This window comes from Streptomyces sp. NBC_01384 (assembly GCF_045040035.1).
Lineage (GTDB): Bacteria > Actinomycetota > Actinomycetes > Streptomycetales > Streptomycetaceae > Streptomyces.
On record NZ_CP109559.1, the window covers coordinates 5,130,556 to 5,155,494 of the forward strand.

Annotated in this window: 25 protein-coding genes and 1 rRNA gene; 10 read left to right on the plus strand and 16 right to left on the minus strand. The window is 68.4% G+C overall.

The window, feature by feature from the left end; all coding sequences use genetic code 11:
* Positions 1 to 84: 84 nt before the first annotated feature.
* A 5S ribosomal RNA gene (gene rrf / locus OG747_RS23585) occupies positions 85 to 201 on the plus strand.
* A gap of 406 nt (positions 202 to 607) precedes the next feature.
* On the opposite strand, the gene OG747_RS23590 is transcribed toward rrf, so the two are convergent.
* A complete protein-coding gene (locus tag OG747_RS23590) occupies positions 608 to 1,369 on the minus strand; it encodes a CDP-alcohol phosphatidyltransferase family protein (protein ID WP_405881316.1) in 762 nt (253 codons plus the stop codon).
* A 122-nt stretch (positions 1,370 to 1,491) separates the two neighbouring features.
* Here OG747_RS23590 and OG747_RS23595 point away from each other — a divergent pair, with 122 nt between their 5' ends.
* Positions 1,492 to 2,049 (plus strand): GNAT family N-acetyltransferase, encoded by a 558-nt coding sequence (locus OG747_RS23595; protein ID WP_405881317.1) that lies wholly within the window; start codon positions 1,492 to 1,494, stop codon positions 2,047 to 2,049.
* Positions 2,050 to 2,109: 60 nt separating this feature from the next.
* Here the strand turns inward: OG747_RS23595 and OG747_RS23600 are convergent, their stop codons facing one another.
* The 11 genes from OG747_RS23600 to OG747_RS23650 form a co-directional block, all read right to left on the minus strand.
* Positions 2,110 to 3,633: a type IV secretory system conjugative DNA transfer family protein gene (locus OG747_RS23600; RefSeq protein ID WP_405881318.1), complete on the minus strand. Its 1,524-nt coding sequence runs from the start codon at positions 3,631 to 3,633 to the stop codon at positions 2,110 to 2,112.
* Between the two features lie 26 nt (positions 3,634 to 3,659).
* The gene (locus tag OG747_RS23605; RefSeq protein WP_405881319.1) at positions 3,660 to 5,084 is read right to left on the minus strand and encodes an ATP-binding protein; all 1,425 of its coding nucleotides are present in this window, start codon (positions 5,082 to 5,084) and stop codon (positions 3,660 to 3,662) included.
* A 14-nt stretch (positions 5,085 to 5,098) separates the two neighbouring features.
* A complete protein-coding gene (locus OG747_RS23610; protein WP_405881320.1) occupies positions 5,099 to 6,658 on the minus strand; it encodes an SCO6880 family protein in 1,560 nt (519 codons plus the stop codon).
* A complete protein-coding gene (locus OG747_RS23615; RefSeq protein ID WP_405881321.1) occupies positions 6,655 to 7,995 on the minus strand; it encodes a hypothetical protein in 1,341 nt (446 codons plus the stop codon). The genes OG747_RS23610 and OG747_RS23615 overlap by 4 nt, the downstream gene beginning before the upstream one ends.
* Positions 7,985 to 8,845 carry a hypothetical protein gene (locus OG747_RS23620; RefSeq protein ID WP_405881322.1) on the minus strand — a complete coding sequence of 287 codons (861 nt, stop codon included), beginning with the start codon at positions 8,843 to 8,845 and terminating at the stop codon, positions 7,985 to 7,987. Before OG747_RS23620 ends, OG747_RS23615 begins: the two co-directional genes overlap by 11 nt.
* Positions 8,846 to 9,035: 190 nt before the next feature.
* Positions 9,036 to 9,344 (minus strand): hypothetical protein, encoded by a 309-nt coding sequence (locus tag OG747_RS23625; protein ID WP_405881323.1) that lies wholly within the window; start codon positions 9,342 to 9,344, stop codon positions 9,036 to 9,038.
* Positions 9,345 to 9,880: 536 nt separating this feature from the next.
* Positions 9,881 to 11,224 (minus strand): peptidase S8, encoded by a 1,344-nt coding sequence (locus OG747_RS23630; protein WP_405881324.1) that lies wholly within the window; start codon positions 11,222 to 11,224, stop codon positions 9,881 to 9,883.
* Between the two features lie 378 nt (positions 11,225 to 11,602).
* Entirely contained in the window at positions 11,603 to 12,964 is a 1,362-nt protein-coding gene (locus OG747_RS23635) for a peptidase S8 (RefSeq protein ID WP_405881325.1), read from the minus strand.
* 374 nt (positions 12,965 to 13,338) lie between these two features.
* Entirely contained in the window at positions 13,339 to 13,575 is a 237-nt protein-coding gene (locus OG747_RS23640) for a DUF397 domain-containing protein (protein ID WP_405881326.1), read from the minus strand.
* Positions 13,568 to 13,762, minus strand: coding sequence for a DUF397 domain-containing protein (locus OG747_RS23645; RefSeq protein WP_405881327.1), 195 nt, complete (start codon positions 13,760 to 13,762; stop codon positions 13,568 to 13,570). The genes OG747_RS23640 and OG747_RS23645 overlap by 8 nt, the downstream gene beginning before the upstream one ends.
* Before the next feature lie 11 nt (positions 13,763 to 13,773).
* A complete protein-coding gene (locus OG747_RS23650; protein WP_405881328.1) occupies positions 13,774 to 14,619 on the minus strand; it encodes a helix-turn-helix domain-containing protein in 846 nt (281 codons plus the stop codon).
* A 207-nt stretch (positions 14,620 to 14,826) separates the two neighbouring features.
* Here OG747_RS23650 and OG747_RS23655 point away from each other — a divergent pair, with 207 nt between their 5' ends.
* The 4 genes from OG747_RS23655 to OG747_RS23670 all read left to right on the plus strand — a co-directional run bounded on the left by OG747_RS23655 (position 14,827) and on the right by OG747_RS23670 (position 18,190).
* The gene (locus tag OG747_RS23655) at positions 14,827 to 15,246 is read left to right on the plus strand and encodes an ATP-binding protein (protein ID WP_405881329.1); all 420 of its coding nucleotides are present in this window, start codon (positions 14,827 to 14,829) and stop codon (positions 15,244 to 15,246) included.
* A 118-nt stretch (positions 15,247 to 15,364) separates the two neighbouring features.
* Positions 15,365 to 16,123: a trypsin-like serine peptidase gene (locus OG747_RS23660; RefSeq protein WP_405881330.1), complete on the plus strand. Its 759-nt coding sequence runs from the start codon at positions 15,365 to 15,367 to the stop codon at positions 16,121 to 16,123.
* Positions 16,124 to 16,287: 164 nt separating this feature from the next.
* On the plus strand, positions 16,288 to 17,295 hold the full coding sequence (locus OG747_RS23665; RefSeq protein WP_405881331.1) for an NlpC/P60 family protein: 1,008 nt from the start codon (positions 16,288 to 16,290) through the stop codon (positions 17,293 to 17,295).
* Between the two features lie 202 nt (positions 17,296 to 17,497).
* The gene (locus tag OG747_RS23670) at positions 17,498 to 18,190 is read left to right on the plus strand and encodes a phosphatase PAP2 family protein (protein WP_405881332.1); all 693 of its coding nucleotides are present in this window, start codon (positions 17,498 to 17,500) and stop codon (positions 18,188 to 18,190) included.
* A gap of 19 nt (positions 18,191 to 18,209) precedes the next feature.
* Here OG747_RS23670 and OG747_RS23675 read toward each other — a convergent pair whose 3' ends face one another.
* Complete coding sequence (locus tag OG747_RS23675) at positions 18,210 to 19,802, minus strand: FAD-binding oxidoreductase (RefSeq protein ID WP_405881333.1); 1,593 nt, start codon at positions 19,800 to 19,802, stop codon at positions 18,210 to 18,212.
* 136 nt (positions 19,803 to 19,938) lie between these two features.
* A complete protein-coding gene (locus tag OG747_RS23680) occupies positions 19,939 to 20,106 on the minus strand; it encodes a hypothetical protein (protein ID WP_405881334.1) in 168 nt (55 codons plus the stop codon).
* A 118-nt stretch (positions 20,107 to 20,224) separates the two neighbouring features.
* On the opposite strand from OG747_RS23680, the gene OG747_RS23685 reads away from it, so the two are divergent.
* The gene (locus OG747_RS23685; RefSeq protein WP_405881335.1) at positions 20,225 to 21,064 is read left to right on the plus strand and encodes a hypothetical protein; all 840 of its coding nucleotides are present in this window, start codon (positions 20,225 to 20,227) and stop codon (positions 21,062 to 21,064) included.
* 121 nt (positions 21,065 to 21,185) lie between these two features.
* Positions 21,186 to 21,374 carry a hypothetical protein gene (locus tag OG747_RS23690; protein WP_405881336.1) on the plus strand — a complete coding sequence of 63 codons (189 nt, stop codon included), beginning with the start codon at positions 21,186 to 21,188 and terminating at the stop codon, positions 21,372 to 21,374.
* Positions 21,375 to 21,461: 87 nt separating this feature from the next.
* Here OG747_RS23690 and OG747_RS23695 read toward each other — a convergent pair whose 3' ends face one another.
* Entirely contained in the window at positions 21,462 to 21,908 is a 447-nt protein-coding gene (locus OG747_RS23695; RefSeq protein ID WP_405881337.1) for a metal-sensitive transcriptional regulator, read from the minus strand.
* Between the two features lie 209 nt (positions 21,909 to 22,117).
* On the opposite strand from OG747_RS23695, the gene OG747_RS23700 reads away from it, so the two are divergent.
* Together OG747_RS23700 and OG747_RS23705 are read left to right on the plus strand one after the other, a co-directional pair.
* Positions 22,118 to 22,738: a DUF47 domain-containing protein gene (locus OG747_RS23700; RefSeq protein ID WP_405881338.1), complete on the plus strand. Its 621-nt coding sequence runs from the start codon at positions 22,118 to 22,120 to the stop codon at positions 22,736 to 22,738.
* A gap of 5 nt (positions 22,739 to 22,743) precedes the next feature.
* Entirely contained in the window at positions 22,744 to 23,742 is a 999-nt protein-coding gene (locus OG747_RS23705; RefSeq protein WP_405881339.1) for an anion permease, read from the plus strand.
* A gap of 417 nt (positions 23,743 to 24,159) precedes the next feature.
* On the opposite strand, the gene pstB is transcribed toward OG747_RS23705, so the two are convergent.
* Entirely contained in the window at positions 24,160 to 24,936 is a 777-nt protein-coding gene (pstB, locus tag OG747_RS23710) for a phosphate ABC transporter ATP-binding protein PstB (protein ID WP_405881340.1), read from the minus strand.
* Positions 24,937 to 24,939 lie beyond the last annotated feature (3 nt).

Here is a 24,939-nt window from a genome sequence, read left to right on the forward strand (position 1 = left end):
GTCCACTGTGTTGGTTCTGAAACCACGAACAACCCCATGCCCTGGGCCACTGGGTATGGTGCGGTAGTTACAGTTTCATAGTGTTTCGGTGGTCATAGCGTGAGGGAAACGCCCGGTTACATTCCGAACCCGGAAGCTAAGCCTCACAGCGCCGATGGTACTGCAGGGGGGACCCTGTGGGAGAGTAGGACGCCGCCGAACAAATTTTGAGAAAAAGCCTCAACTCTTGGGTATGCACCCGGAGTTGGGGCTTTTTCGCGTTCACCATGCAGTTATGTCCACGTCATGCCTCTGCGTCACTGCTTTGCCCATGGTCCTCAGACGCAGAAACAGATGTCGAGTTGTCACTCCCGTCGGTACAGAGTCACTCCGGCCGGCCAACAGGCCCAGCTCGGAAACCTTCCGCTCAACGCGGTGCTGTCGCCCGACAAGAGCATGCTCAGTTCGACGCGTACGCGACGCCGATGGTGAACTCGTTCACCGCGGGGCCGAGCGCGACGGCGTACGACGCCCTGAAGCCGTCGACCGATCTGACGGCAGCAAGACGGGGGCGGCCTCGACAACGGGCCGCCCCCGCCATGTCTCACGGTTGCTTCAGGAGGGACGACTACTTCAGGCGGGACGACGCGACGATCGAGACGATGTGCGCCGGGACGAGCAGCCACACGATCGCCGTGACCGCCACGGTCGCGATCTTCGTCGCCGTCAGGTCGCCGAGCGCCAGGTCCACGACGGCCGTCACAAGCAGCAGGATGGTGCACTCGATGCCGTTGACCAGGCGGTGGAGGCCGACGGCCGAGGCGAGACGGCGGACGCGGGCCAGGCCGCTGGAGCGCGGGACGACGGACTGGTCGGTGGCCTTCTCCATGCCGCTGTCGGAGCGGGCCACGTGGACGAGGTCGGAGGACGACTTCAGAAGCAGCACACCGATGGCCGCCGCGAGGCCGGCCACCAGGTAGGGGTCCAGGCCGAGTTGGGCGGCGCGGATGCCCATGCCCACCATGACGGCGGCGTCGGCGAGATAGGCGCCGAGACGGTCCAGGTAGACGCCGAGCGGGCTGAACTGCCGACGCCAGCGGGCCACTTCGCCGTCCACGCAGTCCAGCAGCAGGTACAGCTGCATGAAGAGGACGGAGAGGACGGCGCCGCCCAGGCCGGGGACGATCAGGGCGACTCCGGAGAGTATGCCCGCGAAGACCATGACCGTCGTGATCTGGTTCGGCGAGACGCGCGTCCCCAGCATCAGGCGGGTCACCCGCAGGGAGAGCGCGCGCATGTAGAGGCGGCCGGCCCAGTGCTCCGCCCTGCTCTCCAGCTTGCCCGCAGGGTGGATGACCTCGCGGAGTTCCTCTAGTTGGACCTTGGTCATGCGGGTTTCTCCCCTGGGATCAATGTGCGTACAGGGAAGAGCATGACGGGGGCCCGGACGGCGGGGATCGGCAGGGTGGAATTCAGGTGAGCGATGTCGGACGTGGAGACTACGGTGGTCCTATGAACCACGTAGTCCGTTCCATACGCGCCGACGAGTGGCCCGCGGTCAAGGAGCTTCGCCTTGCCGCCCTGCGGGACCCCGTCGCGCATCTCGCGTTCCTGGAGACCTACGAGCAGGCCCTGGCCCGGCCCGACTCGTTCTGGCAGGAGCGGGCGGCGGGGGCCGCCGAGGGGGACGGCGCGCGGCAGTTCGTCGCGGTCGGCCCGGACGGGGCGTGGGGCGGGTCCGTGGTCGTGCTGGTCGAGAAGGCCGGGCAGCTGGATTTCTTCGATGCCGTGATCGAACGGGACCAGGGGCATCTGGTGGGCGTCTTCGTACGGGCCGGGTACCGGGGGAGCGGGGTGGGGGTGACGGACGCGCTCTTCGATGCCGCCCTCGCGTGGGCCTGGGGGAACGGCCTGGAGCGCGTACGGCTGTTCGTGCACGAGAAGAACGGTCGGGCCGAGGCCTTCTACCGCAAGGCGGGGTTCGTACCGACCGGGGGGTCCGTGGAGTCACATGGGAACGAGGGGACCCGGGACCTGGAGTTCGTGATCACGCGGCCGTCGGCGTCTTAGGTTCTTAGGTTCTTAGGTTCTTAGGTTCTTAGGTTCTTGGGTTCTTGGGTTCTTGGGCTCTTAGACCGGGAGTTCGTACTGGGGCCAGCGGGCCCTGGCCTGTTCCTGGGAGCGGAGCAGGGCCAGGGTGGGCAGGCCCTGGCCCGCGCCGGTGGAGAGCAGCTCCGGGAGCTGGGGAAGCGGAGCCACCGCGGCGACGTCGTCCAGGACGAGCGTGAGTGGTGGGTCGAGGCGACCGGAGGATGACCGTTCGGCCATGCGCCGGCCGCGCTCGACCACGCTTGAGGCGAGGGCCGTCAGGAGCGGCATCGCGCCGGGGTTCGCCTTGGGGTCCTCGATGGGTTCACCGACCACATAAAGCGTGCCCCCTTCGTTCACGAAGGAATCCAGGACGAGGGCGTCACTTCGGTTTGGAGTGCAGGATTCGCGGACGTTGACCGTGAAGAGGGCGGACAGTGCGCGGGCCGTCAATTCCTGGGCGATGTCGCGGCGTTCGGGGTGCGAGGTGAGGGCGGCCTCAAGCTCGCCCGCCGCGCCGGATGCGGCCTTGGGGTTCGTACGGAGGGCTCGTACGGCGTCCTGTACTTGGGTGCCCTGGGCCCAGCGGTGGACGTGGCGGAAGGCCTTGCCCTCCACGGCGGCGGCGTGCAGATAGCTCCGCAGCAGCGTTTCCGCGACGTCCGCCATGGCCTGGTCGACCTTGGCGGTGGGGCGTACGGGGCTGAGCAGAGCGGCGGCTCTCGATGCCGCTGTTGCCTTGTCCTCGCAGCCGTTGGAGGGGGACCAGTGGAGGCGGGCGGGGGTGTCGCAGAGGTGGGAGGGGTCGTAGAGGAGGACGGGGCCCAGTTTGGCTCTGGCGTCCTTGGTCTCCGACCAGATGGTGGGGTTGGAGGTGACTACCAGAGCGGGGCCCTCCGCGTCTCGTACGGCTTGAGTCGCGGTGGGTTGGCGGGTTTCCGGGGGTGCGAGGACGAGCGCGCCTGCGGCGCCATTTCTCTCCCACCCACTCAGCCGTTTACCGCCCGCTGCCAAGGGAGCCGTCGAAGCCGTTGTCTGCGGAGCCTCCTTGGACAGCTCGGCCGGCTGCGGCTCGGGTCGCGGCAGCGGGACCTCGTGATGCGCGGGGGCCTGTTCGGCAGCGGGGGTCGGAGCCGGTTCGGGTACCGGGGCTGGGGCCGGGGCCGGGGTTGGTGCCGGGGTAGCGTACGCCCCCGTTCTTCGTCTCGCCCGTACCGCCCGCCACCGTGCCCACGTCCCCATCACGAAGATCGTCAGCACGACCAGCACCATCAACTGGCCGATGAACAGGCCCCAGAAGAGCCCGTACCCCGACAGTTGGTCCGCGGGCGTCTTCGGCCAGGCGCCCGCCACATCGTGCGGCTTCCCGATCAGGTGCCGCAGCGCCAGTGGTGTACGGGCGAAGGTGACGGTGTCCGGCCAGGCACCGCGGGCGAACCAGCCGGAGAGCCCGGTGGCGGACCACACCAGGAACGTCATGCCGAGCAGGAAAGCCAGCACCCCGATCAACAGCCCGTCCGGGATGCCGCCCTCCGCCTTGCGCTGGTCCCGCCTGTCCCCTCTCATCTCACGCCCTCATCTCACGTCTCATCTCACGCCACCGTGGACTCGGACGAACCGTCGAGATCGGCGAGGTGCTGCTCCACGAAGGCCGCCGCGCGCTCCTCGGCCTCCAGCTCCGCGGCGCGCAGCGCGTCGTCGGCGCGGAGGTCGGCGGAGGACTCGGTCATGGCGCGGTCGGTGAAGACCAGCGGTCGTTCCGTCTCGGTGATCAGGTGTTTGACCACCTGTACGTTGCCGTTGACGTCCCAGACGGCGATACCGGGGGTCAGGGTCGGGATGATCTCGACCGCCCACCTGGGCAGGCCGATCACCCGTCCCGTCGCCCGCGCCTCGTCCGCCTTCTGGGCGTAGATCGTCCGGGTGGACGCCATCTTCAGGATCGCGGCCGCCTCCTTGGCCGCCGCGCCGTCCACCACGTCGCTCAAGTGGTGCACCACCGCCACGAAGGACAGACCCAGGCGTCGGCCGAACTTCAGCAGGCGCTGGAAGAGCTGGGCCACGAACGGGCTGTTGATGATGTGCCACGCCTCCTCCACCAGGAAGATGCGCTTCTTGCGGTCGGGGCGGATCCAGGTGTGTTCCAGCCACACGCCGACGATCGCCATCAGGATCGGCATGGCGATGGAGTTGCGGTCGATGTGGGACAGGTCGAAGACGATGAGCGGGGCGTCGAGATCGATGCCTACCGTCGTGGGGCCGTCGAACATGCCCCTCAGGTCACCGTCGACCAGGCGGTCAAGCACCAGGGCCACGTCCAGGCCCCACGCCCTCACGTCGTCTATGGCGACGTTCATCGCCTCGGCCGACTCCGGCTCGGGGTGGCGTAGCTGCTCGACGATGTCCATCAGCACCGGCTGGCGCTCGAGGATCGTCTCGTTGACGAAGGCGTGCGCGACCTTCAGGGCGAAGCCGGACCGCTCGTCGAGGCCGTGCCCCATGGCGACCTCGATGATGGTGCGCAGCAGGGCCAGCTGGCCCGTCGTCGTGATCGCCGGGTCGAGCGGGTTGAGCCGGATGCCCATGTCCAGCGCCGCTGTCGGGTCGAGACGGATAGGAGTTATCCCCAGCTCTTCCGCGATGAGGTTCCACTCGCCGACGCCGTCCTCGCCCTGCGCGTCGAGGACGACGACCTGGCGGTCGCGGAAGCGCAGCTGGCGCAGGACGTACGTCTTCTCGAGCGCCGACTTGCCGTTGCCGGACTCGCCGAGGACCAGCCAGTGCGGCGCCGGGAGCTGCTGACCGTACAGCTGGAAGGGGTCGTAGATGTACCCCTTCCCGGAGTACACCTCGCGTCCGATGATGACGCCCGAGTCGCCGAGGCCGGGGGCGGCCGTCGGCAGGTAGACCGCCTGGGCCTGGCCCGTGGAGGTGCGCACGGGCAGGCGGGTCGTCTCGACCTTGCCGAAGAGGAAGCCCGCGAAGGCGTCTGTCGCGGCGGACAGCGGATCCCGCATCAGAACATCAGCTCCTACCTGCGGATTCCGGTGGCGAACGGCAGTGTGTTGACGAAGGCGCGGTGGTGCTCACGGTCGCACCACTCCAGCTTCAGATACGACTTGCCGGCGGAGGCGCGGATCGTGCGCTTGTCGCGGGCCAGGGCCTCGGGGGAGCGGGAGGAGACGGTGATGTAGCCGACGAGGTTCACGCCCGCCGCGCCGCTCGCGAGGTCCTCGCCGCGCTGGTCCAGGCGGTTGTGGGAGGCGATGTCGCGGGGGTCGACCGTGCGGTTCATCTTGGCCTGGCGGCTGGCCTCGGCCTCGTCGTTCGTCTTCTCCGTCAGCATCCGCTCGATGGCGACCTCGGTGGGTTCGAGGTCCATCGTGACGGCGACCGTGCGGATCACGTCCGGGGTGTGGACCAGGAGCGGGGCCAGGAAGTTGACGCCCACCGGGGTCATCGGCCATTCCTTCACCCAGGCCGTGGCGTGGCACCAGGGCGCACGGGTGGAGGACTCGCGGGTCTTCGCCTGGAGGTAGGTGGGCTCCATGGCGTCGAGCTCGGCGGGCCAGGCATTACGTTTCGTCATCGCCTGGATGTGGTCGATCGGGTGGTCGGGGTCGTACATGGAGTGCACGAGGGAGGCCAGCCGCCCCTGACCGAGCGGCTGACGTACCCGGATGTCGGCCTCCTGGAGCCGCGAGCAGATGTCGGTCAGCTCACGCGCCATGACGACGGCGAGCCCGGCGTCGCGGTCCAGCTTCTTCCCGCCCTGCGGACGGGCGGCGCGCGCCATGGTCTGGGCCTCGGCGGCGAGTTCGCGGGTGTAGTGCATGCACGCGACGAGATACGCCCGGTGCTGCTCGCTGCTGGTGGAGACCATGGACTGGAGCTGGTCGTACGACTGCTGCAGCCAGGCCGGTGCCTTCTCGTCCCCGCGCTGGGCGACGTCCTTGGCGTGGGCGTCCGGGTCGGCGGGGAGGGTGCGGGCGAGCATCTGGAGGCGGGTGACGAAGCCGTCGCCGTTCGCGACGTGCTTGAGCAGCGTGCCGAAGCGGTCGACGAGGGCCTCCTGGTCCTCGCTGTCGCGCAGGCCGACGCCGGGGCCCTCGATCTCGATCGCGGCGGTGACGGTGCGGCGGTCGGCGTGCAGGAGCACGGCGATCTCGTCGGGGCCGAAGGGGGCCGCGAGCCAGGAGATCCGGCCGATGCCCGGCGGCGGCCCGATCTCGACCTCACGGCCGTCGACGCGTGTACCGGCCTCCATGACGTTGCTGCGGTACGCCGTGCCGCGGCGCAGGTTGCGCTTGTAACTGCGGTTGATCTCGAACCACTTGTAGAACGTGCGGCGCTTGTACGGGACGTACACCGCGGCGATGGCCACCAGCGGGAAGCCCATCAGCAGCACGATCCGCAGGGACAGCACCGGAACGAGCAAGCCGCACATCATGCCCAGGAACGCGCCCGCGATGATGAGCGCGATCTCGCCGGATTCACGATTCCGGCCGACGATCGCGTTCGGCCGGGCGCGGCCGATCAGATATGTACGGCGGGGCGTGGCCGGATGGGACACGTGGGACTCGGTCGTCAACGCCCGTCACCTCCCGTGCGGTTGCTACTGCTGCTGTTGCGGGTGTTGCCGGTACGCGGTGGGGGTGCGGCGGAGGGGACAGATCCGCCGCCGCCGTTGGGCGTACGGGTGCTGTGGGCGGCCACGCCGCCGGAGACCGGGTTGGAGGGGCGGGACTGGCTGTTGCCGCCGCCTCCCCCTCCTCCGCCGTTGTTGTCGGCGCGGGTGCTGTGGGTCTTGATGCCCTGGGCGACCAGGGTGGCCGGGGAGCTGATGACGGCCGCGGCCTTGCCTTCGGCGCCCTGCATGATGCGGTTGTTGCGGCCGTTGGCGATCTCGTCGCCGAAGCCGGGGACGAAGCGGTAGATCATCGCGCTGGCGAAGATGGCGAGCAGGATGATCGCGAGGCCGGAGACGACGGCGGAGAAGGAGTTCGGGCCGCCGTTGGTCGACAGGGCGCCGGCCAGGCCCAGCACGATCACGATGACCGGTTTGACCAGGATGACGGCGATCATGATGCCGGCCCAGCGGCGGACGTGGCTCCAGAGGTTCTTGTCGACGAGCCCGGCGTAGACGACGGTGCCGAGCAGGGCGCCGACGTACAGGAGCGCGGCGCGGATGACGAGCTCCAGCCACAGGACGCCTGCCGCGAGGATCGACACCAGGGACACGACGATCAGCATGATCGGGCCGCCGCCGATGTTCTCGCCTTTGGCGAGGGCGCCGGAGAAGGTGCCGAAGAAGGTGTCGGTCTGGTTGCCGGTGGTCTTGGCGAGTACGTCGGTGACGCCGTCGCTCGCCGAGACGACGGTGTAGAGGATCAGCGGGGTGAACGCCGACGCCAGCACCGTCAGCCAGAGGAAGCCGATCGCCTCGGAGATCGCGGTGCCGAGGGGGACGCCTCGCACCGCCCGCTTCGCCACGGCCAGCAGCCACAGGAGGAGGGTGAGGATGGTCGACGCCGCGAAGACCACGGCGTACTGCTGGAGGAACTTGGCGTTCGTGAAGTCGACGTTCGCCGTGTCGTTGACCGCGGCGGAGAGCTTGTCGATGGTCCACGAGGCGGCTTCGGCGCAGCCCTTGGCCAGGGAGGAGAGGGGGTCGAGGGTGGAGGTGGTACCGGGGTCGGTGGTACCGCCGGTGGTGCTGCCTTTTTGGCAGTACTTCTTGGCCTCGCCGACGATGAGCTTGCACGAGTCGGTCGAGGCGCTTGCGCTCGCACTCGGGCTCGCGCCCGGGCTGGTACTCGCACTCGGCGACGGATCCGCGTAGGCATGGGACGCCAGCAGAACGACCGCGGTCTGTACGGCCGCGACGGCGCCGGTGAGCCTGAGTACACGGCGTGGGCTACCGGGCATAAGTGAACCCTCCGTACTCCTCGATGACCTTGCTGATCTCGTCGGAGGTGGCGGCCTTGTCGTCGCCGGGGACCGGGGCGGGGCCGTCCTTCTGCGAGTCCGTGACGATCTTCCAGTCCCCACCGGACCACTGCAGCTCGAAGGTCCACGTCTTCCATGTCGAGGTGACGGGGTCGGTCGAGTTCTGCGCGGACATTCCGATGAGCCCCAGGTACCAGACCGACACCTTGGCGTCGGTGGCGCTGTACTGCTCGACCTTGCTGCCCACGGGGATCGTGTGGGAGACGAAGGTGCTGCCCTTCGGTGCGTTGCCGTCCGCGTCGAGCCCGAGCTTGTCGAGGAAGCTCGTCGAGTAGGCGGCGTCCAGCGGGCCCTGGAGACGGCCGGCCGCGGCGGAGGTGTAGAGCGTGTCGATCACGCTGTGCCGACTGGCCTTCTGGAACATGCTCGTCGACCCCAGCGCCACCGCGTAGTTCGCCGCCGCGCTCTGCGCTCCCTGTTCGTTGTGCGCGAACCCCGAGGGGATTCCCCCGTTCTTCGACTCGACCGGCCGTTGGCCCGTAGGTGCCGTGGGGGAGGTCTTGGAGCCGTTGCTGCTTCCGTTCCCGGTTCCGGAGGTGGAAGAGGAATTGCCGCCTCCGCGGTTCGCGAAGGCGATGGCGGCGATCAGCAGGACGACGACGCCCACCACCGTGACCAGGCTCCGTGAGGAGGAGCGGCCGCGGCGGGCGCCGCCGTAGACGTCGCCGGGGCGGTCGGGGAGCCGGGTGCGGGTCTGGCCCGTGCCCCCGTACCCCCCGTCCTCGCCGCGGGAGCCGTCCCCGTATCCGGGTTCGTCACCGAGACTCATGTCGCGTACGCCCCCTCAACCTCTTGCTGAACCGCGTAGTACGACGGTAGCCGTGCTGGTTTCCGCGCGGGCGCGGTGTGGTGACTCGACATCAGGGAAACGCAACCTCAGCCGGTGGGCGCGACGATCGGGTAGGGAAGGAAAGGAAAAGAGAGGAAAAGCAAGAGACGAGCCGGGCGCCCGGCCGGGGCTAGACGGCCATGCCGTACACGATGGTGAAGAGCGTGCCGAGGGAGCCGATGATGAAGACTCCGGTGAGGCCCGCGATGATCAGACCCTTGCCCTGTTCGGCGCTGAACGTGTCGCGGAGCGCCGTCGCTCCGATGCGTTGCTTCGCCGCTCCCCAGATCGCGATCCCGAGGCAGAGCAGGATGGCGACCGCCATCACGACCTGGATCATCGTCTTGGCCTCGTTGCCCAGGCTGCCGAAGGGACCCCAGTTCGGGGCGATTCCGCCGATGATTGTGGTGATGTCGCCCTTGTCGGCTGCGAAAAGCATGTAAGTCACCGCCCCTAGTGGGTAGTTCTGCACCCCCTGCCACTGCGCGCAGAGGTCGGGCCCATTCTCGCTGACAATGTCGCTGTCGTATGTCGACTTGGCGTCATTGATTGGCGGGTTTCCTACGAATCCCTTGTCACCGGCGCACGCGGGACCCATTCGGGGAGCGTGCCACGGTATGCGAAGAGTCGTATGGTCACTCTGTGTATCACGGCTGGTCACGACGGGCAATGAAGTCGGAACGGAACCTGTGGTGTGGTTCCGTCGTTAACCCCTTCTACGAAGTCTGCGGGGCCGTTGCCCTGCCGACCTCGTAGCATCCCCGCCTGCCTGTCCTGTTTCTGACGGGCTGTCGAGCCGATGTTCTCCAGGTCGCGCGTCTGCCTGATGTGGACGCGTGGCCCCTCCTGAAGGCTATCCCCCGTCGTCGTGGCACACGGAAACGGGCCGCGGCTGGTTGCCGCGGCCCGTTCTCCCGCACTGCCGGAGGGACCCCACGTACGCCCGCCGGCAGCTCCCCCCCGCTTCCTTGCGCGTCAGCCCGTGAAGGCCGCCACTCCCTCCGGGGTGCCCCAGCCGGTCGGGCCGTCGTAGCCCGACTTGGCGGTGCAGAGGTAGCTGGAGCTGCAGCTGCCGTTGCTGCCGGAGGTCACGTCGTTGAGGGCCGAGGTGCCGGCCGCCGCGTACGGGAACTGAGCCGGGTAGGAGCTGCTGGACGGGGTGCCGCCGAGGGCGTACACACCGGCGATGATCGGCGAGGACGCGCTGGTGCCGCCGAAGGTGTACCAGCCGGCCGTGACCCCGTAGGAGTCGTAGACCGAGACGCCGGTGGCGGGGTCGGCGACGGCCGAGACGTCGGCGATGGTCCGCTTCGAGCAGCCCGTGTCGGTCTGCCAGGTCGGCTTCGCGTCGTACGAGGAGCAGCCCGAGCCGGTGCCCTCGGTGCTGCTGGTCTCCCACACGCTCTCGGTCCAGCCGCGGCTGTTGGAGCTGGTGGACAGGGCGGTGCCGCCGACAGAGGTCACGTACTTGGAGGCCGCCGGGTACTCGGCGCCGTAGCCGGAGTCGCCCGCGCTGACCGTGATGGCGACGCCCGGGTGGTTGAAGTACGAGGTGTCGTACGTGGAGTCCGAGGACGACTCCGAGCCGCCGTAGCTGTTGGAGACGTACTTCGCGCCCAGGGTGACCGCCTCGTTCACCGCCTTGCCGAGGTTGGCCATGGTGGCGGAGGTGGCCTCGACGAGCAGGATGTTGCAGTTCGGGCAGATGGCGCTGGCCATGTCGACGTCCAGGGAGATTTCCTCGGACCAGCCGGAATCACTGGAGGGCAGGGAGGTCGTCGAGCCGGTCTGGCTGACCTTCTTGAAGCAGCCGTTGGCGGTGGTGCAGGCCGACAGGCCGTAGTACGAGCGGTACTTGGCGAGGTCCGCCTCGGCGTTCGGGTCGTTGTACGCGTCGACGATCGCGATCGTCTCGCCCGCTCCGTTGGAGGCGGCGGCGGAGGTCAGGCCGTAGGCGCTCTGGAGGTTGCTGGGCCCGTAGCCGGACGGGGTGGCGGCGTTGGCGGCCTTGGGGGTGACGGCGTCCGCGTGGGCGTTGGCCTTCTGGAACGCGGTCGTACCGCCGGTGACACGGAGCGCCTTGCAGGCCATCTGGCCCCTCGCGGGCGTGGAACAGGCCGGGCTCCAGGTCACCTTGGAGGAGGTGGACGCGGCCGTGGCCTTGGCCGTCGTCGTGGTGGCGGGGGCGGCGCTCGCGTCGACGGCGGTGCCGAAACCGGCCAGTACGAGGGCCGCGGTGGTGGCGGCCGCGGCGCCTATGCGACGCCATTTGCCACGTACGGCGGGTCTGGCAGGCTCTTGGGGGATCGAGGTACGCAACGTACAGCCTCCTGAGAGTGATTGACAGGGGCAGTGCGGGTGCGCCGCCGGTACGGTGTCCCCGGCGGAGGGCCGAGCGGCCCGCCGATGACCATCCTCTTGTTGAGTACGTGACAACAAGAGGGGTCTGGAATCCTGACTTCCGCATTACTGAACGAGGCCGGTGCGTTACTTTTCGATGGACGCTCGATGGCCTGGGGCTGAGCGCCGCTTGACTCAACGCACAGGCGGTTCAAGGGATGTACCAAGGATGTTTACCGGTTGGAAGAGACGGCGAACGGGCCGCGGCCGGCTGCCGCGGCCCGTCTCGGGTGCCGCCGGTGGATCCCCACTTACTCCGTCGCCCGGCGGCTCCGTGCCGTGCGGAGGGTGCCGCGATCAGCCGGTGAAGGCGTCGATCCCCTCGGGGGTGCCCCAGCCGGTCGGGCCGTCGTAGCCCGACTTGGCGGTGCAGAAGTAGCTCGTGGAGCAGGAGCCGTTGCTGCCGGAGGTCACGTCGTTGAGGGCCGAGGTGCCGGCCGAGTTGTACGGGAACTGCGCCGGGTACGAGCCGCTGGACGGGGTGCCGGCCAGGGCGTACACACCCGCGATGATCGGCGACGAGGCGCTGGTGCCGCCGTAGGTGACCCAGCCGGTGCCGTCGCCGTAGGTGTCGTAGACCGAGACGCCGGTCGCCGGGTCGGCGACCGCCGAGACGTCCGCGATCATGCGCTTCGAGCAGGAGGCGTCGGTCTGCCAGCTCGGCTTCGCGTCGTACGAGGAGCAGCCCGAGCCGGTGCCCTCGGTGCTGCTGGTGTTCCACACCTTCTCGGTCCAGCCACGGCTGTTGGAGCTGGAGGAGAGGGCGGTGCCGCCGACGGAGGTCACGTACTTGGAGGCCGCCGGGTACTCGGCGCCGTAGCCCGCGTCGCCCGCGCTGACCGTGATGGCGACGCCCGGGTGGTTGAAGTACGAGCTGTCGTAGGAGGTGTCGGAGGAGGACTCCGAGCCGCCGTAGCTGTTGGAGACGTACTTCGCGCCGAGCTTGACCGCCTCGTTCACCGCGGTGCCGAGGTTGGCCATGGAGGAGGACTTCGCCTCGACCAGCGTGATGTTGCAGTTCGGGCAGACGGCGCTGGCCATGTCGAGGTCGAGCGAGATCTCGCCGGCCCAGCCGCTGTCGGCGGTGGGGAGGGAGGTCGTGGAGCCGGTCTGGCTGACCTTCTTGAAGCAGCCGTTGGCGACGGTGCAGGCCGACAGGCCGTAGTACGAGCGGTACGCCGCGAGGTCGGAGGCCGCGTTCGGGTCGTCGTACGCGTCGACGATCGCGATGGTCTCGCCGGAACCGTTGGACGCGGCGGCGTCGGTCAGGCCGTACGCGTTCTGGAGGTCACTGGGGCCGTAGCCGGTGGGGGAGGCGGCGGCGGCCTTGGGGGTGACGGCGTTCGCGTGGGCGTTGGCCTTCATGAAGGCGGTGACACCGCCGGTCACGCGCAGCGCGTTGCAGGCCATCTCCCCCTTCTTCTTGGGCTCGGCGCAGGAACGGGTCCAGGTCACCTTGGAGGAGGTGGACGCGGCCGTGGCGTTGGCCGTCGTCGTGGTGGCGGGGGCGGCGCTCGCGTCGACGGCGGTGCCGAAACCGGCTGCCAGGAGGGCGGCGGTGGCGGCGGCCGCGGAGCCTATACGGCGCCAATTGGTGTGTGCGGCCGATCTGGTGCCGGGCGTGGGGGATGTGGGGGGAATGGGGGGTGAAGTACGCAACGTACAGCTCCTGAGAGAGGTTGACAGGGGCGGTGCGGGTGCTGTGCCGTCGGTACGGTGTCCCCGGCGGCCGGGTCGTGTGACCCGCGTAGACACTCGCTTGTTGAGTACGTGACAAACAAGAGAGATCTGGAATTCTGACTTCCGCCTTACTGAACCCGGGTGATCGGGTTACCGCCCAATGGCCCCTTGATGGCTGGAAGTTGACGTCGGCTTGACTTGACTCAAGGGGAGCAAGGGGAGCAAGGGGGCAAGGGGAGCGCGGCGGTGCCGGCTCCGTCGGGGGGCTGCTGGAAACCGTGAACACTTTGCGCGGAAGTGTTCACGGTTTCTGAGAAGGGTGTCCTGGTGGCGGGTGGGGGGCGACGGCGTCCCTACGGTGCGCCGTCCTCCACTCCCTCCACGAAGTGGTCGAACTCACCTGCCTGTACGCCGAGAACGAAGGCGTCCCACTTCTTCTGGGTGGTCGTGACGACGTTCTCGGGGTCACTGGTCTCGCGGATGTAGACCAGGTCGTCGGGGCCGAAGGCGAGTTCGATCCAGGGGCCGGGTCCGGTCGCGTCGTCGGGGGCGGCGCGGACCCAGTCGAGGTTCGAGGGGACGTCAGCCACGGGGTTCTTCCTTCAGGGTCAGGAGGAGGGTGCGGAAGGCGGCGGGGGCGGCGGTGAGTATCGCTCCGCGGGGGTCGCTGCTCTCGGTGAGATGTATTCGGGTGGCGGTGGCGGTGGCGGTGACGTGCACGCACGAGTCGCCCGATCCGCAGTAGGACGACCTCTGCCAGGAGGTGTGCTGGAGCATTTCGGTCCCTTTCACAGATCGTGGATCAGCTTGTGGATGAAATCGCGGGAGTGCTCGGGGTCGAGGGACACGGATTCCATCCGGTCGAGGAGAACGCGGTACATCCGCAGCTGAGCTTCGGCGTCGAGGAACACGGGGCCGTGGGACTGGTCGAGATGCACGGTGTCGAGCTGAGGAACCGGGCCGCTGGAGTAGAAGATCGACTGGCCGGAACCGGGGAAGGATCCGGCGGCGAACGGGAGCACCTTCAGGGTGATGTGGTCCCGCTCGCTCATGTCCAGCAGGTGCCGCAACTGGGCCTTGGCCACGGTGAGGCCGCCGAACTGCATGCGCAGGGCCGCCTCGTGGATGATCGCCACCTGAGTGGTGGGGGCGTCCCTGAAGAGGACGGTCTGGCGCTTGATGCGGAACGACACCCGGTGCTCGATCTCCGGTGGTGAGAACTCGGGTACGACTTGCCGGAACAGCTCACGGGCGTGATCGATGGTCTGGAACAGGCCAGGGATGTGCACCGTGACCGCGGTACGCAGGCGCCAGGCGTGGTGCTCCACCTCGGCGAGGTCCAGCAGAGCGGCGGGGAGGATCTCGCGGTACTCCTCCCACCAGCCGCGCTTGCGCCCCGAGGTCATGTCCGCGAGTGCGTCGACGAGCGCCTTGTCCGGGCACTTGTAATGGCAGGCCAGCGTACGCACGCGTTCGGCGCTCACGCCGATGCGCCCGGCCTCCATGTTGCTGATCTGGCTCTGCTGAGCGCCGATCAGTTGACCGGCCTGGGTGGCGCTCAATCCTGCGCGCTCGCGCAGTTTGCGCAGCTCACCGCCGAACCGGAGTTGGCGACCCGTCGGGTTGTTTCTCATCGGCTGGCCCGCCTCCTTGTTGCGGCTGGTCACCCATATGGGTGGTAAGTCATGGATACTCAGGCATTCATGTCATGCATGACATCTGGCGCCACTACCTTATTACTCGGGCGCCCCGCCCAGAAGCACCCCGCTCGACGGAGCGGCCGCGGTCACTGGGCAATGTATCCAAATCACCCAACTCCCCTCCGAACCGGGAGACTTCCCATGGCAACCGTATCGCCGTCCTGGGCCTACACCCTCCGACTCCCCCACGATCCCCGCGCCCCGGGCATCGCCCGCGCCACCCTCCGGACCGTCCTCGCCGCCCACGGGCTCACCGCACTCACCCCCACCGCCGAGCTGCTCGCCTCCGAGCTGCTCACCAACGCCCATCTGCATACCCAGGGCCCGTACGCTCTCCGCATCCGCGGGGTCGAATCCGAGCGGCTGCGGATCGCCGTGTGGGACTCCGACCCAAAGGTTCCGCCCGGGTTCGGCGACGTTCGTCCACAGGCTGTGGACAGTGCGGAGAGTGGTCGTGGGCTGCAGCTCGTGCAGGCCTGTGCGGAGGCCTGGGGTGCGTATGCCCTGGGTTCGGGGCGGGGCGGGAAACTGTTGTGGGCCGAGTGTGTGTGCAGGGGCTGAGGAAGGGTCGTACGGTGTACGTGTCGTCGTGACCCGTTGGCTCCCGCCGGTGACTCATAGGAGATTCTCAGTGTGGTTCCAGGATTTTTCTTAATTCCGTGAGCCAGAGTGTGAACCAATGAAGCGCACCACTCGTCCCCCAGGTAACCGGCGGAACGCTTTGTTCGTCGTGGTCGTGATGCTCGCCGTCACGTCCGCGTCCGTGGCGTCCGCCGATGACGGCCCCGGGCCGTTCGCTGTGACCGTGCAGGCCGACACGAACAAGGCGAACGCCCGCGTGGGCGCCCTGTTCGGCAGCGGCAACAGCCTGAGCGGGCACTTCTGCACCGCCTCCGTCGTGCACAGCGAGGGGCGGAATCTCATCGTGACCGCCGCGCACTGCCTGGACGGGGACGGGAAGCTCCGGTTCGTGCCCGGGTACCGGGAAGGCAAGGCGCCGTACGGGATCTGGGACGTCCAGAAGACGTACGTCGGTGACGCGTGGACCGGCGGTCAGGACGAGGACAGCGACGTCGCCTTCGCCGAGGTCGCCAAGCGGGGCGGCAAGGGTGTCGAGGACGTCGTCGGCGGTAATGCCCTCGCCACGGGGCGGGAGACCGGGGCCACCGCCGTCACCGTCACCGGGTACCCCAGCACCCTTGACGCGCCGATCACCTGTACGAACAAACCGACCGTCCACAGTCGCACCCAACAGCGCATCGAGTGCCCCGCCTTCGCCGCCGGCACCAGCGGCAGCCCCTGGGTGAACGGCGACGGGGACGTCGTCGGGGTCATCGGCGGTCACGAGGCGGGTGGGGACACCGACGACGTCTCGTACAGCGTCGTCCTCGGGAACGAGGCCGCGAGGCTCTACAAGGCGGCGCGCCGGGCGGGTTAGGGGCGCACGGGGCGGATTGGCCGCGCGCGGAGCGGGGTTGGGGGCGTGCGGGGTCGGGTGGGGGCGCACTCCGAGCTTCGGTTTCTTGTCGTGTGTGATCGTTTCCTCGCGCAGGGGTCGCCTCTAGACTGACGTCCGGTGGACTCCCGGGCGGCGAGGGGCGGTTGACGGTGCGTAAGGCATGGATCGTGGCTACCGCCGTTGCCGGGACGGGACTCGCCTTCATGATGCTGCTCGTCGTCGGCGTCTACGTCGTCGCGGGAAACCTCGCCAACGGGGTCGGCGGAGGCTCGGTGGGGCTCGCCAAGGGCGCCGTGCCGGCCGCGTACCAGACGCTCGTACAGCAATGGGGCAATCTCTGCGGCGCGATCAATCCCGCACTGCTGGCCGCGCAGCTGTATCAGGAGAGCGGGTTCAATCCGAACGCCAAGAGTCCGGCGGCGGCGGAAGGGATAGCGCAATTCATCCCGGGGACCTGGGCCACGCACGGAATCGACGGCAACGGGGACGGCAAGCGCGACGTATGGGATCCAAATGACGCGATTCCGTCGGCCGCCTCGTACGACTGCAAGCTCGCCTCGTATGTGAAGGACGCGCCGGGGAACGTCACCGAGAACATGCTCGCCGCCTACAACGCGGGGGCTTACGCGGTCATCAAGTACGGAGGCGTGCCGCCGTACAAGGAGACCCAGAATTACGTGAAGACGATCACGACGCTGGAGAAGAGTTTCGCCCGGCCGGTGACCCGGGTGGATCCGTCGAGGCAGGCCGCCGCGGCGATCACCTACGCGCAGAAGAGGCTCGGCACGCCCTACCTGTGGGGTGGCGACGGCAGCGCTGACCAGGGCGGACGCTTCGACTGCTCGGGGTTGACGAAGGCCGCGTACGACACTGTGGGGGTCTCCCTGCCGCGGGTCGCCAACGACCAGTACAACGCCGGACCGCACCCCGCGCGCAAGGAACTGCTGCCGGGTGATCTGGTGTTCTTCTCCGACGACCTCACCGACTCCCGGGCCATCCGGCACGTCGGGATCTATGTGGGTGGCGGGTACATGATCGACGCGCCGCGGACGGGTGCCGTCATCCGCTTCGACCCCATCGACACCCCCGACTACTTCGGCGCCACCCGCGTGACCGAGGATGGCGCGAAAGCGTTGCCCACGACGGTGTGACCGGCCTCTGAGCTGCGGCGATGTATCTCTCTTCGATAACGTCTACGTGATCATTCGGTGGAGAGTGGAACGTACTGATGGGGAGTGTGCGTTCCTGTTGACGTAGGACGTTGACGTAAGCGGATCTACGACCACGGGGGTGGATCGGGCGGCGCACGGAAAGGTGCGCCCGCGGGAAAGACGACGAAGGGGCCGCAGCACCATGGCTGGACTCGCCGAATCCGGTTCGAACCCCGACGTCGATCTGCTGTACGACATCAATGGCCTCGCCAAGGACGCACCGCACTGGTTCGACCGGGGCATGGAATTCGTCGGCGAGTACGGGCTGCTGCTCGCGACGGTCCTGCTGGTGCTGTGGTGCTGGTGGACCGTGCGGCGGCGCGGCGAGGAGAACGCCGCCTCGTCGGTGGCCGCGCTCGTCTGGGCGCCGCTCGCCGCGGGCATCGCGGTGCTGGTGAACGTGCCGATACGGGGCTTCGTGGAGCGCCCCCGGCCCTTCGTCGACCACCAAGGGCTCGATGTGCTGGTCAGCGGCAAGTCCGACTTCTCCTTCGTGAGCGACCACGCGACGCTCACCATGGCGATGGCAGTCGGGCTGTTCGTCGCGGACCGGAGGTTCGGGCTCGCCGGGATAGGGATCGCGCTCCTCGAAGGCTTCTGCCGGGTCTACATGGGCGTGCACTACCCGACGGACGTCATCGGCGGCTTCGCCCTCGGCACCGCCGTCGCCCTGCTGCTGTCCCCGCTCGCCATGGCCCTGCTGACCCCGGTGATGAAGGCCGTGGAGCGGTCGCCGCACGGCGGCCGGCTGATTCGGGCGCGGCGTGCGGGGCAGGGCGCGTTGATTCCCGGGGCCCGGGCGGAGCGGCCGGAGGAGCCGGACCTCGCCGCGTGAGAGCTCCCCTACGGAGTGGTCACAGCGCTTGAGGGAAGGAGAAGAAGCGGTTCGGGTCGTACTGCTTCTTCAGGGCCGTGAGGCGGGTCGCGGCGTCGCCGTAGTACGCCTGGCGCCAGTTGGTGAGGGTCGGGTCCGTGTAGTTCTGGTAGGCGGCGCCGGAGGCGTGGGGAGCCATCGCCGTGTGGGCGGAGGTCAGCCAGGACTGGGCCGTGGTGCCGGAGGCGCCGGCGCCCCAGGAGGCGATGTACTGGGCGAGCATCCGGGAACGCCGGTGCACGAAGGCCGTCGCGGTCGGCGAGACCCGGTTGACCGCGCCGCCGAGCGCCGTGAGCGCGATGCTGCCCGCGCCGCCGTGCACCGAGGAGATCTGGTTCAGCAGCGTCTGGATGCCGGCCGCGGAGATCGAGCGGTCGAAGAAGTCCGAGCGGGCCGCGTACGTCTCACGGCCGAGGGCGCCCTGCGGGGAACGGCCCGGCGTCGAGCCCGGCAGGTGGCACTGGGCCTCGGTGGGGAACGAGGAGCAGCCCGCGTACGCCTCCATCGCCTCGTTGTACGAGTGCTTTCTGAGCGAGACGCTGCGCGCGGGGGCGCCGACCTGGGTGGCCAGGCGGTCCACGGCGTTCTGGAGTTCGCCGTAGGTGCCGAGGGAGAAGGCGGCGACGGCGACGGTGGGGGTGCCGCTGCCGTTCTCCAGGTGGAGCGCGGACCAGATTTCGTCCGGCTGGTCCGGGCCCCACTCCTGCCAGGCCTTCACCACGGCGGCGGCCTTCGCCCAGGGCCAGGTCATGTACGCGGAGACGGCCTGCGGGGCGGGGTGGGTCTTGAAGCGGAGCTCGGTGACGACGCCGAAGTTGCCGTTGCCCGCGCCGCGCAGGGCCCAGAAGAGGTCCTTGTTCTCGCTCGCGTTCGCGACGAGTTGCTTGCCGTCCGCCGTGATCAGCGTCGCCTGGGTGAGGCTGTCGCAGGTCAGGCCGTACGCGCGGGAGACCACGCCGTGGCCGCCGCCGAGGGTCAGACCGGAGACGCCGACGGTCGGGCAGGAACCGGCCGGGATCGTGACGCCCTTCGCGGTGAGCGCCCGGTAGACGTCGATCAGTTTGGAACCGGCGCCGATCACCGCCTCGTTCGCGGACGCCCGGATGGTGTTCAGCTTGGAGACGTCGAGGATGAGGCGGCCGTTTCCGGAGGACCAACCCGCGTAGGAATGGCCGCCGTTGCGGATCGACAGCGGGATGTTGTGGGCGCGGGCGTAGGCCATGGTCGTACGGATGTCGTCCGCGTGGGCGACGTACGCGACGGCGGTGGGCTTCAGGGAGTCGAAGCGGGTGTTGTACAGCTGGTGGGCCACCGACCAACTGCGGTCGCCGGGGCGGACCAGGGCACCGTCCAGATCCTTGGCGAGGGCGGTCCAGTTCGCGGCGGCGCGGGTGGTGCTGGTGCCGGTGCCCGTACTGGTGGTGCCCGTACCGGTGGTGGCCGTGCGCAGGGAGGTGTCGGCCGTGTCCGTGGCACCCGAGGCCTTGCCGCCGCTGTCCTTGCCGTTGCACGCGGCCGTGGCCGCCACCGCGAGTGCGGCCGCGCCGCCACCTATGAACGTACGCCGTTGCATGTGTGCCTCCCGTTGCTTCCCTGTGCGTGGGACGAGACGGGTGTCCGCTCACGGGAGTTCCACAGCGTACGGGCGTGGGACGGAACCGCGACATGACCGTGATCACACGCGGATATCGCCCCGTCTTCACGGATCTTCATCGGGTGCCCTCCGTGTGGCCCTGGGCGTCCGTACGGGCCAGGCTGCGGGCCCGGCGGGCCGGGCCTCGCCAGCCGCAGGTGCAGCGGGCCAAGCAGAAGCGGCCCTGTTCGATCGTCGTCGTTCGGTGTTCCCGGCTGGGATGGGTGTCGTCCGGCTGCGCCACACCAACAACGTTACCCAAGGCAAGCAAATGAATCCCTGCCGCGTGACGGGCGTCCCTACCCGTCGTTAACCGGAACGTCAGGAGGGCCCGGGACGGACCGGCTGGGGGTCGGCAGACGATGGTGGCGCAACGGCATAGGCGGATGAGTGCGGGCGTCGTCGCGGTCGCGGTGACGGGGCTCATGGTCGGTGTCGGCGGGTGTTCCGTCGGCCGGGCCGGCGCCGAGGACGCGCGCGCCGGCACCACCACCGTCGAGGTACTGCACCGGGCCGCCGACACCTTGCGGCGCGTCGGCAGCGCGAAGACCCGTACGTCGATGGAGATGGCCACCGGCGGGACCCGGGTCACCATCCGCGGCCAGGGCGTCTACGACTTCAAGGAACAGCTGGGGCAGCTGGAAGTGCTGCTGCCGCAGGATCCCGCCGGCGCCGTCGAGCACCGCCCGATCACCGAACTCCTCGCCCCGGGCGCCCTGTTCATGAAGAACCGTGGCGCCGGCGTCCCCGCCGACAAGTGGGTGCGCGTCGAGACGGCCACCCTCTCCGACGGGAACCTGGTGACCGGCGGCGCCACCGACCCGTTCGCCGCGGCCGAGGTGCTGCGGGGGGCGCGGACGGCGACGTATGTGGGGAGGACCGAGGTGGCCGGGACGCCGGTGCGGCACTATCGCGGGACCGCGGATCTCGAAATCGCCGCGGCCGGTGCCTCGAAGGGGAACCGGAAGGCACTGCGGGCGGCGGCGAAAGGGTTCGCCACTGCCGAAGTCCCCTTCGACGCCTACCTCGACGACCAGGGGCGCGTCCGCAAACTCCGGAACCGGTTCAGCTTTGTCAACGACCAGCACAAGGGCACCGTCGCGGTCGCGTCGACGACCCTGCTGTACGACTTCGGGGTCCCCGCCCACGTACGGCTTCCGGAGTCCGGGGACATCTTCGCGGGGAAGATCGCGGAACCGTAGAGGGTCCGCGCGTCGGCCCGTGCGTGAGGACGAGTTGGGGGCTGGAAATGGCCCTTCCGTGCCATGCGCGGTGTGTAGGCCGCTCCCTACTCTAGGAAGCCGGTGACGGCAGGAAGAGGTGATGCACGTGGCTCCGGTCGGCGGTACGGCAGTTCAGGACCACGTGGCCCTCGCCGAGATCGAGCTGTGCGGCGATCTGATCATCGCGGCCTCGGCCGCACACGAGGACCGGCTCAGCCTTGAGAGCATCGACGAGGTGCTGAAAGTGGCCGAAGAGCGCGGTGCGCGGGGGAGCTGCACGGAGGACTAGACCCGCCTTGCGCAGGTACTTCCTTGGTTGCGTCTGTACGCGCGTACTCCCCCGTCGGCTTTGTCGGCCCTGTCGCGTGATCCTTCATCAGGTACGGAGCAGGCGGCCGATCGCCTTCGTCGCTTCCTCTACCTTCGCGTCGATCTCGTCGCCGCCCTTGAGGGCCGCGTCCGCGACGCAGTGGCGCAGATGCTCCTCGAGGAGCTGGAGGGCGAAGGACTGCAGGGCCTTGGTGGAGGCGGAGACCTGGGTGAGTATGTCGATGCAGTAGACGTCCTCGTCGACCATCCGCTGCAGACCGCGGACCTGGCCCTCGATACGGCGCAGCCGCTTGAGGTGCTCGTCCTTCTGCTTGTGGTAGCCGTGGACGCCGCGGTCGTGGTCGGTCACGACTTCCTGGACCGCCTCGGCCTTTTGGGGCTCCTGAGGCTCCTGGGTCTCTCGGGTCTCTTGGATGTCAGGAATGTCCTGGATCTCCTGGGCCGTTTCGGTGTTGCCGGAGGGCGCCGTCGCGCCGGCCTCGGTGGTCGTCATCGCGTCCTCCCGCTGGTGCGGTTTATATACCCCTGGCGGGTATATGGTAACGAACTTTGCTGGGTATAGGGCCCTTGCCCGATGCCGGTACCGGACCCTGTGCTGATCACTGTGCCCGATGGGCGACACTGGGAGACGGCCGGTTAGCCGTGGCCGGATGATGCGCCTAGCATCAGCCTGACCGAACAAAAGGACTCTGAGGACCCCACGTGCGCTTTCGTCTGACCCCCAGGGAGACGAGCTTCTATGACATGTTCTCCGCCTCCGCGGACAACATCGTCACGGGCTCGAAACTCCTGATGGAACTGCTCGGGGCGGACGCCTCCGCCCGGGCCGAGATCGCAGAGCGCATGCGGGCCGCCGAACACGCCGGTGATGACGCCACTCACGCGATCTTCCACCAGCTGAACTCCTCCTTCATCACACCGTTCGACCGCGAGGACATCTACAACCTGGCCTCGTCCCTCGACGACATCATGGACTTCATGGAGGAGGCCGTCGACCTGGTCGTGCTGTATCAGGTCGAGGAGCTGCCCAAGGGTGTGGAACAGCAGATCGAGGTGCTGGCGCGCGCTGCCGATCTGACGGCCGAGGCCATGCCGAACCTGCGGACGATGGACAACCTCACGGAGTACTGGATCGAGGTCAACCGGCTGGAGAACCAGGCGGACCAGATCCACCGCAAGCTGCTCGCCCATCTCTTCAACGGCAAGTACGACGCCATCGAGGTGCTGAAGCTCAAGCAGATCGTGGATGTGCTGGAGGAAGCGGCCGACGCGTTCGAACATGTGGCGAACACGGTGGAGACCATCGCCGTCAAGGAGTCCTGAGCTTCGTGGACACCTTTGTGCTGGTCGTGACCATTCTGGTCGCGCTCGGATTCACGTATACGAACGGCTTCCACGACTCGGCGAACGCCATCGCCACGTCGGTGTCCACGCGGGCGCTGACTCCGCGGGCCGCGCTCGCCATGGCATCGGTGATGAACCTCGCGGGTGCGTTCCTCGGCAGCGGGGTGGCGAACACCGTCAGCAAGGGGCTGATCGAGACGCCCGAGGGCTCGAAGGGGATGGGGATCCTCTTCGCCGCGCTCGTCGGGGCCATCGTGTGGAACCTGGTCACCTGGTACTTCGGGCTTCCGTCGTCCTCTTCGCACGCGCTGTTCGGGGGGCTGGTGGGGGCCGCGCTCGCGGGCGGTACGAAGGTGCTGTGGTCCGGGGTCGTGGACAAGGTCATCATCCCGATGTTCCTGTCGCCGGTCGTCGGTCTGATCGTCGGCTATCTGGTCATGTGCGCGATCATGTGGCTGTTCCGGCGGGCCAATCCGCACAAGACCAAGCGGGGATTCCGTATCGCGCAGACGGTGTCCGCGGCCGGGATGGCGCTCGGTCACGGTCTCCAGGACGCCCAGAAGACGATGGGCGTCGTGGTGATGGCGCTCGTCATCGGTGACGTCCAGACGGCGGACGATCCGATTCCGGTGTGGGTGAAGATCGTCTGTGCGGTGATGCTGTCGCTGGGGACGTACGCGGGTGGGTGGCGGATCATGCGGACGCTCGGGCGGAAGATCATCGAGCTTGATCCGGCACAGGGGTTTGCCGCGGAGACGACGGGGGCGTCGATCATGTTCGCCACCGCGTACCTCTTCAAGGCGCCGATCTCCACGACGCATGTCATCACCTCCGCGATCATGGGTGTCGGCGCGACCAAGCGTCTGAACGCCGTCCGTTGGGGCGTTGCCAAGAACATCGTCATGGGCTGGTTCATTACGATGCCGGCGGCGGCGTTGGTGGCCGCGGCCAGCTTCTGGATCGTGAACCTGGCGTTCCTGTAACGACTCCGGCAAACCGTTTCCTCCGCACCCGCCGCCCCTGCCCACCCGTGAACCGACGCTGTTGGCCAGTCGGCTGCGGCCGGGTGGTCGACCGCGGGAATGTGACACTCGCCGCGCAGGTGTCACATTCTCCGGGCCATACACCGTGGCCCTGGGGGCACCGGCCAGAACGCCCACCGCACCGGAACCTTCAGGCCGAGGGCGGCGCGCCCTTAGGGGCGCGGGGAACTGCGCGATCAGCCCCCACTTACCCGCAGCCGACTTACCCGCAGTCAAAGAACCACCCAGGGGACGGGTGGCGGCGGCGAGGGTCAGGAGAAAACGAGCGGGCCCGCCCCCGGGAGCCAGGGGCGGGCCCTTCTCGTCCTCGCGGTGGCACCGCCATGCAGCACCGCGAGGGGTTCCAGGGGACCGGGCTCAGCCGAAGCGGCCGGAGATGTAGTCCTCCGTGGCCTGGACCGACGGGTTGGAGAAGATGCGCTCCGTTTCGTCGATCTCGATGAGCCGGCCGGGCTGGCCCACCGCGGCCAGGTTGAAGAACGCGGTGCGGTCCGAGACACGCGCGGCCTGCTGCATGTTGTGCGTCACGATGACGATCGTGAAGCGTTCCTTCAGCTCGCCGATCAGGTCCTCGATGGCCAGGGTCGAGATGGGGTCCAGCGCCGAGCACGGCTCGTCCATCAGCAACACCTGCGGTTCCACCGCGATCGCTCGCGCGATGCACAGACGCTGCTGCTGGCCGCCCGACAGGCCCGAACCGGGCTTGTTGAGGCGGTCCTTGACCTCGTTCCAGAGGTTCGCGCCCTTGAGGGACTTCTCGACGACGTCGTTCAGCTCGGACTTCTTGTAGGAGCCGTTCAGGCGCAGACCCGCCGCCACGTTGTCGAAGATCGACATGGTGGGGAAGGGGTTCGGGCGCTGGAAGACCATGCCGATCGTGCGGCGCACGGCGACGGGGTCGATGCCCTGGCCGTAGAGGTCCTCGTCGTCGAGGAGGACCTTGCCCTCGACCCGGCCGCCGGGGGTGACCTCGTGCATACGGTTGAGGGTGCGCAGGAAGGTCGACTTGCCGCAGCCGGAGGGGCCGATGAAGGCCGTCACCGAGCGCGGCTCGACCGTCATCGAGATGTCTTGGATCGCCTTGTGGGAGCCGTAGTAGGCGGTGAGACCGCTTACGTCGATTCGCTTGGCCATGTC